This window comes from Pradoshia sp., assembly GCF_051873915.1.
Lineage (GTDB): Bacteria > Bacillota > Bacilli > Bacillales > Pradoshiaceae > Pradoshia.
On sequence record NZ_JBJEFJ010000050.1, the window covers coordinates 7,600 to 17,009 of the forward strand.

The 9,410-nt window shown below is 44.2% G+C and carries 9 protein-coding genes; 8 read left to right on the forward strand and 1 reads right to left on the reverse strand.

The features are described 5' to 3' along the window. Positions 1–66: 66 nt before the first annotated feature. Positions 67–675, reverse strand: coding sequence for a histidine phosphatase family protein (locus tag ACI35L_RS05240; protein ID WP_439802387.1), 609 nt, complete (start codon positions 673–675; stop codon positions 67–69). A 161-nt stretch (positions 676–836) separates the two neighbouring features. On the opposite strand from ACI35L_RS05240, the gene ACI35L_RS05245 reads away from it, so the two are divergent. The 8 genes from ACI35L_RS05245 to ACI35L_RS05280 form a co-directional block, all read left to right on the forward strand. Then, the gene (locus ACI35L_RS05245) at positions 837–1,166 is read left to right on the forward strand and encodes a metal-sensitive transcriptional regulator (protein ID WP_049672459.1); all 330 of its coding nucleotides are present in this window, start codon (positions 837–839) and stop codon (positions 1,164–1,166) included. Between the two features lie 11 nt (positions 1,167–1,177). Then, positions 1,178–1,384 carry a copper chaperone CopZ gene (copZ, locus tag ACI35L_RS05250; protein WP_049672458.1) on the forward strand — a complete coding sequence of 69 codons (207 nt, stop codon included), beginning with the start codon at positions 1,178–1,180 and terminating at the stop codon, positions 1,382–1,384. Positions 1,385–1,429: 45 nt separating this feature from the next. After that, positions 1,430–3,835, forward strand: coding sequence for a heavy metal translocating P-type ATPase (locus ACI35L_RS05255; RefSeq protein WP_439802388.1), 2,406 nt, complete (start codon positions 1,430–1,432; stop codon positions 3,833–3,835). Between the two features lie 420 nt (positions 3,836–4,255). Continuing rightward, positions 4,256–5,020, forward strand: coding sequence for a hypothetical protein (locus ACI35L_RS05260; protein WP_049672456.1), 765 nt, complete (start codon positions 4,256–4,258; stop codon positions 5,018–5,020). Positions 5,021–5,210: 190 nt separating this feature from the next. Next, positions 5,211–6,284 carry a D-alanine--D-alanine ligase gene (locus tag ACI35L_RS05265; protein ID WP_439802389.1) on the forward strand — a complete coding sequence of 358 codons (1,074 nt, stop codon included), beginning with the start codon at positions 5,211–5,213 and terminating at the stop codon, positions 6,282–6,284. Positions 6,285–6,373: 89 nt separating this feature from the next. Next, the gene (locus ACI35L_RS05270; protein WP_439802390.1) at positions 6,374–7,735 is read left to right on the forward strand and encodes a UDP-N-acetylmuramoyl-tripeptide--D-alanyl-D-alanine ligase; all 1,362 of its coding nucleotides are present in this window, start codon (positions 6,374–6,376) and stop codon (positions 7,733–7,735) included. 136 nt (positions 7,736–7,871) lie between these two features. Continuing rightward, the gene (locus tag ACI35L_RS05275; RefSeq protein WP_439802391.1) at positions 7,872–8,558 is read left to right on the forward strand and encodes an alpha/beta hydrolase; all 687 of its coding nucleotides are present in this window, start codon (positions 7,872–7,874) and stop codon (positions 8,556–8,558) included. 274 nt (positions 8,559–8,832) lie between these two features. Next, on the forward strand, positions 8,833–9,410 hold a 578-nt coding region (locus ACI35L_RS05280; RefSeq protein WP_439802392.1), incomplete at its 3' end, for a DEAD/DEAH box helicase.

The window sequence follows — 9,410 nt, forward strand, 5'->3', positions numbered from 1 at the left end:
TTTCCAACTGCTATTTAACAGGAAGAATAATTAATTAGGTTTTGTCTCAGCTCGTTTTCGTAGTCATTATTCAACATGCTGCATATCGTTTTCAAAAATTAAGTTCAATTGGCCGTTTTCTACCTCTACTTTAGCTAGGCTTGTATTGCCGGGAGGTGTGGCTTTAAAGACATCAGAGAGCGGGATGTCCTTGATATACGTCATCAGAACACGAAGGAAGATGGAATGGGTAACGATAAGGATGGTTCCTTCTTTGTTCTCCTCAATAATGCGTTCAAATGCTTGAACAGCTCTTTTTCTAACATGTTCAAAGGTTTCGCCGGAATTGCGGTCATAAAGATGCGGTTTTTCCCAGAATGTCTTGAAATCCTCTGGGTATTCAGCCTCCACCTCTTCACGGATACGGCCGTCCCAATCTCCGAAGTTCATTTCGCGCAAATCATCCATTTGAATGAGACTGATTTCACGGTCGCCAATAATATATTGGGCTGTCTCATATGCTCGTTTTGAGGAGCTGCTATACACTTTATCAATAGTGGTGTCAGCTAAGCGATTGCCAAGTGCTTTCGCATCCCTGATGCCCTTCTCCGTTAATTCTCCATTGCCCCAGCCTTGCATGCGGCGGTTTACGTTCCATTCGGTTAGTCCATGTCTTGTTAGATATATTGTAAGCAAAGCACATGTCTCCTTTTTTATTGTAGATACTGTTTATTATATCCCACAATAATGATGGATGAAAAAGATTGAAATATTGGCATTTCCCTAGTTTGAATCTATTGCATACCACCAGGGGGTATGTTAACGTAGAAGAGAACATTATGAAAGGGGGGCTTTAGATGACCGACGGCGATGAGAAAGTATTAGATTGCTGTGAGCATACAACGGCAAGAACAAGCCACCACTCAGAGGAAACAAAGCGTAATCTGGTCCATCGTCTTAATCGTATTGAGGGACAGATACGCGGAATCAAGGGCATGATCGAGAAGGACGTTTATTGCGATGATGTCATTACCCAAATTGCAGCAACACAGTCAGCACTGAATTCAGTTGGCAAGCTCCTGCTTGAGGGCCATATGAAGAGCTGTGTGCTCGAGAGAATACAGGATGGGGACACAGAGGTTCTGGATGAAGTCTTGATTACCATACAAAAATTAATGAAAAAATAGGAGGAATAAAGATGAAAACAGATGTATTGAAAGTAAGCGGTATGTCTTGCGGACATTGTGTAAAGGCAGTGGAGGAGAGTGTAGGAGGTCTTGCAGGAGTGAAAACGGTCGCTGTTGATTTAAACGGGGGCAAGGTTGAGGTTTCTTACGATGAAAGCGCGGTTACGCTTGATGCTATTAAGGAAACCATTGATGACCAAGGATATGAGGTAGAATAACCCCCCTTATAGGCCATTGGTTTCTTCCTTAGAGAGGTGAAAGGAATGAAGGAAGTTCATTTTCAAGTGACTGGAATGAGCTGTGCGGCTTGTTCAGCACGAATAGAGAAGGTTCTTGGCAAGATGGACGGAATCGAAGAGGCCAACGTTAATCTCGCTACCGAGACATCCACAGTAGTGTACGATCCTAAAAAGATAACTGTACAGGACATCAAGGATAAGGTGGAGAAAATCGGATATGGTGTGGCAACGAAGCAGACGAATCTCGTCATCTCAGGAATGAGTTGTGCTGCCTGTGCAACGAGAATTGAAAAAGGCTTATCAAAAATGGACGGTGTCATTGGGGCAAATGTGAATCTTGCCTTAGAAGAAGGTACGGTTGAATATGATGAAAGCCAGGTGTCTGAGAGGGACCTGATTGAGAGAGTCGAGAAGCTTGGCTATCATGCAGCGTTGAAAGAGGATGCAGAAGCAAAAGAGGATAACCCGCGCGAGAAGGCCATTAAGAAACAGCAGTGGAAGTTCATTATTTCGGCTATCCTGGCTTTTCCATTGCTATGGACGATGTTCGGACACTTTAGCTTTACGTCATGGATGTATGTGCCGGAGTTCTTGATGAACCCATGGGTGCAATTAGCCCTTGCGACACCAGTTCAGTTTATTATCGGCTGGCAATTCTATGAGGGGGCCTATAAGGCGCTTCGCAATGGAAGTGCCAATATGGATGTTTTGGTCGCACTCGGAACATCTGCTGCCTATTTCTACAGCTTATATGAAGCCATTAGAAGTGCAGGTCATGCTGGCCATCATCCAGCTCTCTATTTTGAAACGAGTGCCATCTTAATCACGTTGATTTTGCTGGGCAAATTGTTTGAAGCAAAAGCGAAGGGGCGTTCCTCAGAGGCTATTAAGAAGCTGATGGGCCTCCAGCCGAAAACTGCTGTTATTATTCGTGACAATGAGGAAGTGACCGTTCCGCTTGAGGAGGTCCGTGTGGATGATCTTATTTATGTGCGGCCAGGAGAGAAAATTCCGGTCGATGGAGAGGTCATAGAAGGATCCTCCAGTGTGGATGAATCCATGCTTACAGGAGAAAGTGTACCGATTGATAAACAAGCTGGAGATAGGGTGTATGGTGCAACACTCAATAAGAACAGCTTCCTCAAGATTAAGGCGGTTAAGGTTGGCAGGGATACAGCGCTCGCGCAAATTATTAAAGTGGTCGAGCAGGCCCAGGGCTCTAAAGCACCTATCCAGCGATTGGCTGATAAAATTTCCGGGATTTTCGTGCCAATCGTCGTCGGAATTGCCATCCTTACCTTTATTGCTTGGTATTTCATCGTTTCACCAGGCAATTTCAGTGAGGCATTGGAGAATACGATTGCTGTCCTCGTTATTGCCTGCCCGTGTGCATTAGGGCTTGCTACGCCGACCTCCATTATGGCAGGTTCCGGCAGGGCGGCTGAACATGGCATTCTATTTAAAGGTGGAGAGTATTTAGAAACATTCCATCAGATTGATACGGTTATTTTTGATAAAACGGGGACGCTTACCTATGGAAAGCCTGCCTTAACGGATATCAAGCTGCTGGGTCAATGGAGTGAGGAGGAAGTGCTGCAGATTGCGGCGGCTGTTGAAAAGCCCTCTGAGCATCCTCTGGCTGAAGCAATTGTGGAGGCGGCAAGAGAACGCCAGCTGCAATTAAAGGCAGTCTCGTCCTTTGAGGCTGTTCCGGGATATGGCGTTGTCGCTGAGCTTGATGGCCGGCAGATTCGTGTCGGTACAAGGCGCTTGGTCGAGCAGGCAGGCTTGCCCATTATGGACGTTGAACCATTGATGGCTGAATTAGAGAGTATGGGCAAAACGGCTATGATTGTGGCCGTTGATGAAGAGATTGCCGCAGTCGTGGCTGTTGCTGATACAATCAAAGAAGAATCCGCTCGTGCTGTCAAAGAACTGCAAACCCAGGGTATTGAAGTATGGATGATCAGCGGAGATAATCAGCGTACGGCGGAGGCGATTGCTAAGCAGGCAGGAATCACGCATGTCATCGGGGAAGTGCTCCCTGAAGGAAAAGCTAATGAGGTTCGCAATCTTCAAACGCAAGGCAGAAAGGTTGCCATGGTCGGTGACGGGATTAATGATGCCCCAGCGCTTGCATTGGCTGATGTCGGCATTGCAATTGGCACAGGCACTGATGTGGCGATGGAGGCAGCTGATATTACGCTGATGAAGGGTGATGTGCAAGGTGTTGCCGATGCTTTATATGTAAGCAGGCAGACCATGAGGAACATCAAACAGAATCTTTTTTGGGCATTTGGCTATAATGCATTAGGCATTCCGGTGGCTTTCTGCGGACTGCTTGCCCCATGGCTCGCAGGAGCAGCGATGGCGTTTAGCTCGGTCAGTGTTGTATTGAATGCTTTGCGTCTGCAAAGATTAAAACTCTAAAGAGCGAATGAGCGGTGGGGAACAAACTGATTGTTGCCCACCGCCCATTTTTGTACATATTATCTTGAAAAAGAAGGCAAGAATGTAGATTTCGGTCTTCCTGCCGATAATTAAGCCGATAGATGCTCCCTTCTCGACTTGGGGATTTCATCCTGATACGATAGGTTTATTATGGTTAAATGCCTTAAAAACAGGGCAAAATCTATCCATGTGTTTTACCAATGTTACAGCCATTTTACAATATGATTTTTTTCCCGATTTATGAATCTTTTTTACGTTTAATTCGTCTAAAATATAAGGGAAGAAAGAACGGACTTATTATTTGTCTAGAATAAGTATTTCGATGCGTTTAAATAGATTGGCAGTTGCGTGCTCAGACAGGTATTTCTGAATGGGTATATGTCGGAGGGGTTTGTAATAATGAGAAGTGTTAAGAGAGATTTCATCTATCTTCATAAACAAGAGGCAGAACATTTCGTTGCTTCGTTTGGGATTGATTTCTGCTCCTTCATGCAGGCAATGAAGGAGTTGCCTGAGAATTTATTGCTGCTTGACCATCCTTTCATGGATGTTGAATTTGACATGCATACACACTTTAATTATGTAACCTTTCCATCCTATAAGCGGTTTTGCAAGGAGAACGGCAAGGAAATCGAACAGCTGGTCTGGATGGACTTTGAGGATATTGACGGGCTGGAGGAGCTTGCTCCGTGGGAGATTGCCGAGATTTTATATGTGCGGCATACCTTTAATCATTTACGTTCCCCTTTTTATCAGAAAATGAATAATCGCTTTGTCTATTTAACGCAGGAGGATGGCCTCTATAATAAGATTTACTATCGCAGCTGGCAGGATTTCTATGAGATTCTATCCAGAATGATTCCTGAGCTGGCCGAATGGAGCAAGGCGGAGCGAAGCTTTTTTGGCACAAAGAAAAAGGTCAGTCTGCCTGATGTGCCGCAAGAAATGATCAAGCAATTGTCCCCAATCTTTAATGAAGGTGCCATTATCAGCTTCGAGAAATCTATTAATACGAGGCAGACAGCTGAAATACCAGTATGGTCTGTCGGGGACTTCTCCCATGAGGATGACCTTGAGCATGAGCTGAAAAATGTATATCGTACAAGGCAGACAGCGAAGCTTGTTTTCCAGAAGAAACAAAAAGAATGGACGCTTGTTCGTTAAATTAATTAACCTCCCTATAAAAAGGGAGGTTTTCTCTTTTAAAATATTCACAACCAGGATGAAAAAATGCATATAATAAGATGAATGTGTGATTTGCCCAGAATGGACTATTCAGCTCGCAGGATTCATTTCATGTTCTGAAGGGGAATGATACAATAGACTATGGATTAATTAACGGAGGTACGTTTAAATGAAAATTAGACTTGGGTTATTATATGGCGGAAAATCTGCTGAACATAAAGTGTCAATGCAAACAGCGCTTGCTGTGATTAAAGCATTGGATGCTTCTAAATTTGATATACATCCGATTTACATAAATGAAGAGGGTCAATGGATCAAGGGACCTCAGCTTGAAGGGCCGGTCGAATCCGTGAAACAATTGGAATTTGGCACGAATGAGGGAGCCATTGAAGCAACTGGATTTAACAGCATTGTCCCACAAGAATCTGGTGAAGGCTTTGACGTTGTCTTCCCGCTTCTGCATGGACCAAACGGGGAAGATGGAACGGTTCAAGGATTATTAGAACTGTTGAATATCCCTTATGTTGGAAATGGTGTGCTTGCTTCCTCTGCAGGGATGGATAAGGTTGTTATGAAGAATATCTTTGCACAGGCAGGACTTACACAAGTGGGATATTCATCCTATCTTCGTTCAGAATATACAGGCAATGAAGAAACAGTTTGTGACGAAGTCGAAAAAGAGATCGGCTATCCTTGCTTTGTGAAACCAGCTAATCTCGGCTCAAGTGTTGGAATCAGCAAGGCAGACAATCGTGAGGAGCTTCTGGCAGCCTTTGCGGAGGCGTTCCAATTCGACCGCAAAGTCATCATTGAAGAAGGTGTCAAGGCGCGTGAGGTTGAGCTTGGCGTGATTGGCAATGATTATCCGGAAGTGTCTGTCGCAGGTGAGATTATCCCGAAAAAAGATTTCTATGATTATAAAGCGAAATATGAAGATGGTGATACGGCTTTAGTCATCCCGGCTGAGATCACTGAGGAAGAATATGCGAATCTAAAGGAAATGGCTATTAAAGCCTACAAAGCATTAGATTGTTCTGGACTAGTGCGAGCGGACTTCTTCTTGACTGCGGAGGGTAAAGCGTATATTAACGAAGTGAATACCATGCCTGGATTCACGCCGTTCAGTATGTTCCCACTGCTATGGAAGCATACGGGCGTAGAATACCCGCAGCTGATTGAAAAGCTTATCCAATTAGCTCTTGAACGCCATGCGGAAAAACAAAAAATTAAATACACCATCTAAGCCTATAGATGTATTGATAAGGGTAAGTACATGCTGAATGGTATGTACTTACCTGAATTTCAGGGACGAAAAAGTAATGGAGGATTAACATGATTAAACGTACACTAGCTGAAATTGCAGCCATGGTAGACGGACAAATTCACGATTCAATGAAAGAGGTCGTGGTAGCGGGCGTCACAACAGATACGAGAAAAATCACGAATGCCAATCTTTTCGTGCCGCTCCAAGGAGAGAAAAGCAATGGTCATGACCATGTCCAGCAGGCATTCGAGCAAGGAGCTTCAGCGAGCTTTTGGGAACATAATCAGCCGAATCCGCCAGAAGGGGCAGCCCTCGTCTTTGTTGATGACAGTCTAAAGGCCTTGCAGCAATTAGCAAAGGCCTATTTGAATGAGCTCGATACGAAGGTAATTGGCATCACAGGCTCAAACGGGAAAACGACGACAAAGGACATGACGGCGTCCATATTGGGAACGAAATATCGAGTCCACAAGACAAGCGGGAATTTCAATAATCATATTGGCCTGCCGCTGACTGTGTTATCGGCTCCTGAGGATACCGAGATGCTTATACTGGAGATGGGGATGAGCAGCCGCGGGGAAATCTCGCTCTTATCCAAGATCGGACAACCTGATGCAGCCATCATCACGAATATCGGGGAATCCCATCTGCTTGACCTTGGCTCAAGAGAAGGAATCGCTGACGCGAAAATGGAGATTGTAGAAGGGCTCAAGCCGGACGGCGTCTTAATTTATAATGGTGACGAACCTCTGCTCATTAACAGAGTTACCGACCTGGAAATCCGTAAAATCTCGTTTGGAAGAAGCCTCACGAATGATTACTACCCGCTTAAGATTGAATCGGGGCAGGATGACATGAAATTCACGATTGAAAAGGAAGGTCAGCATGAATTCCTTCTGCCGGTGCTTGGTACACATAATGTATTAAATTCGATGGCAGCCATTGCTGTCGGCAGGGAAATGGGCGTTTCCTTTGATGAAATCGCAAAGGGTCTCAGTGAGCTGAAATTAACGAATATGCGGATGGAGGTAACCTTCGGTGCGAAGGGTGAGAAAATCATTAATGATGCCTATAACGCAAGTCCAACTTCCATGAAAGCAGCCATTGAGCTCGTGAAAGCCATGACAGATGCCACGAAGAAGATTCTCGTTCTAGGTGATATGCTCGAGTTAGGACCAGAAGAAGCTGCCTACCATTACAAAATGGGAGAACTCATAACAGAAGAAATTGATTATGTATTAGCATATGGGGAATTGTCTGCCAATCTAGCAGAAGGGGCGAAAGGGAACCTTGGCGCAGAACGCGTCTTCCACTTCGATGATAAACAGGCGCTCGTTCAGAAATTAAAAGAGCTTACAGAGCCTCACGCGCTGGTGCTTGTGAAGGCATCCCGCGGCATGAGACTTGAAGAGGTTGTTGGAGCTCTATAAGGGTTAATAAAAAGAGGTCATTTGTTTCATGCGGTAAAGCATAAATGGGTGACTTCTTTATTATTTTTATTCATAACCTTATAATAAAAATAAGGAAATGGGTAATATATTAAATAGACAGAATTAGGGGTATAAAATGATCGGATGCCTTTTTATTCATGGATTTACTGGTTCTCCGCTGGAAGTGGAGCCTTTAATGGAATATATAAAAGAGCGTACAGACTGGGTCACAGCCTGTCCGGTTCTCCCTGGACATGAAGAGGGAGGCAGTTTAAGAGGCATATCCTATACCGAATGGCTGGATGCAGCAAGCAAGGCGCTTGATGAACTGCAGTGTCAGTGTGATACAATTTATGTAGTTGGCTTTTCGATGGGAGGCATGATTGCATCCACATTAGCGGCTCATCAATCGATTGATAAATTGGTTTTGCTTTCACCAGCCGTTTTCTACTATTCGCCGAAACAGCTCTCCATCGAGATTGGGGAACTGTGGCGTGAAATGCTTCGCGGACAGCTTAAAGATAATGCTCTATATCTCCGCTATCATGCGAAGATTAAGCATACACCGCTTTCTGCAGCTATGCAGTTTAGAAGGCTGGTCAGACAATACCGGCCGCGTCTGCAGGATATTTCGGTGCCCATCTTTATTGCTCACGGCCTCCAGGACGGCATTGTACCGTATAAGAGTACCCAATATGTATATGACACCGTAGCATCGAAGGAAAAAACAGCAGTGTGGCTTGATGAATGTCATCATTTGATTTGTCATTGTGAGAATAATCAATGGCTCTTTGGAAAAGTGTATGAGTTCTTGCACACATAAAAAGGCTCATGTATATTTTAGCAGTCCACAATATTTGCAATCCGGCTATGTATTTGATACCATAAAGTAATTACATGCGTTTCATGAACATTTTCCAAATGAATTGGACTTATGAACTCATGCTGCCGGGGGTATTTTCGGCCGCTTTTTTTTATGAGATCGAACCCTGTGCGACAGGAATATTGAACTGACACCTAATCCTGTTAGACAGGAATGAAAAATATATTGAAGCAATTGTTAAAAACACCTATTTGAAAAAGGGGTAGAAAAATTAATGGCATTATTTAGTGAATTAGGAATTAGCCGCAACACATTACGAGCAGTAGAAAAAATGGGGTTTGAAGAAGCAACTCCAATCCAATCTGAGACGATTCCTCTCGCATTAGAGGGCGGAGATCTAATTGGACAGGCTCAAACAGGAACTGGTAAAACAGCTGCTTTCGGAATTCCGATGATTGAAAAAATTGATGTAAAGAAAGACGAAATCCAAGGTTTGATTATTGCTCCAACACGTGAGCTGGCAATCCAGGTTTCAGAAGAGCTTTACAAAATTGGAGCAGGCAATCGCTCCCGCGTCCTTGCAGTATATGGCGGACAAGATATTTCTCGCCAAATCCGTGCGTTGAAAAAACGCCCGCATATCATCGTTGGTACACCTGGACGCCTTCTTGACCATATCAACAGAAAAACGATTCGTTTGAACAATGTTCATACAGTCGTTCTTGATGAAGCGGATGAAATGTTGAACATGGGCTTCATCGAGGATATCGAATCCATCTTGTCTTCTGTGCCTGATGATCACCAAACCTTGTTATTCTCTGCGACAATGCCGGATCCAATCCGTCGTATTGC

Coding starts and splice junctions, on each gene's coding strand:
- ACI35L_RS05245 (WP_049672459.1), top strand. CDS start 837: ATGACCGACGGCGATGAGAAAGTATTAGATTGCTGTGAGCATACAACG.
- ACI35L_RS05260 (WP_049672456.1), top strand. CDS start 4,256: ATGAGAAGTGTTAAGAGAGATTTCATCTATCTTCATAAACAAGAGGCA.
- ACI35L_RS05270 (WP_439802390.1), top strand. CDS start 6,374: ATGATTAAACGTACACTAGCTGAAATTGCAGCCATGGTAGACGGACAA.
- ACI35L_RS05275 (WP_439802391.1), top strand. CDS start 7,872: ATGATCGGATGCCTTTTTATTCATGGATTTACTGGTTCTCCGCTGGAA.
- ACI35L_RS05265 (WP_439802389.1), top strand. CDS start 5,211: ATGAAAATTAGACTTGGGTTATTATATGGCGGAAAATCTGCTGAACAT.
- ACI35L_RS05255 (WP_439802388.1), top strand. CDS start 1,430: ATGAAGGAAGTTCATTTTCAAGTGACTGGAATGAGCTGTGCGGCTTGT.
- copZ (WP_049672458.1), top strand. CDS start 1,178: ATGAAAACAGATGTATTGAAAGTAAGCGGTATGTCTTGCGGACATTGT.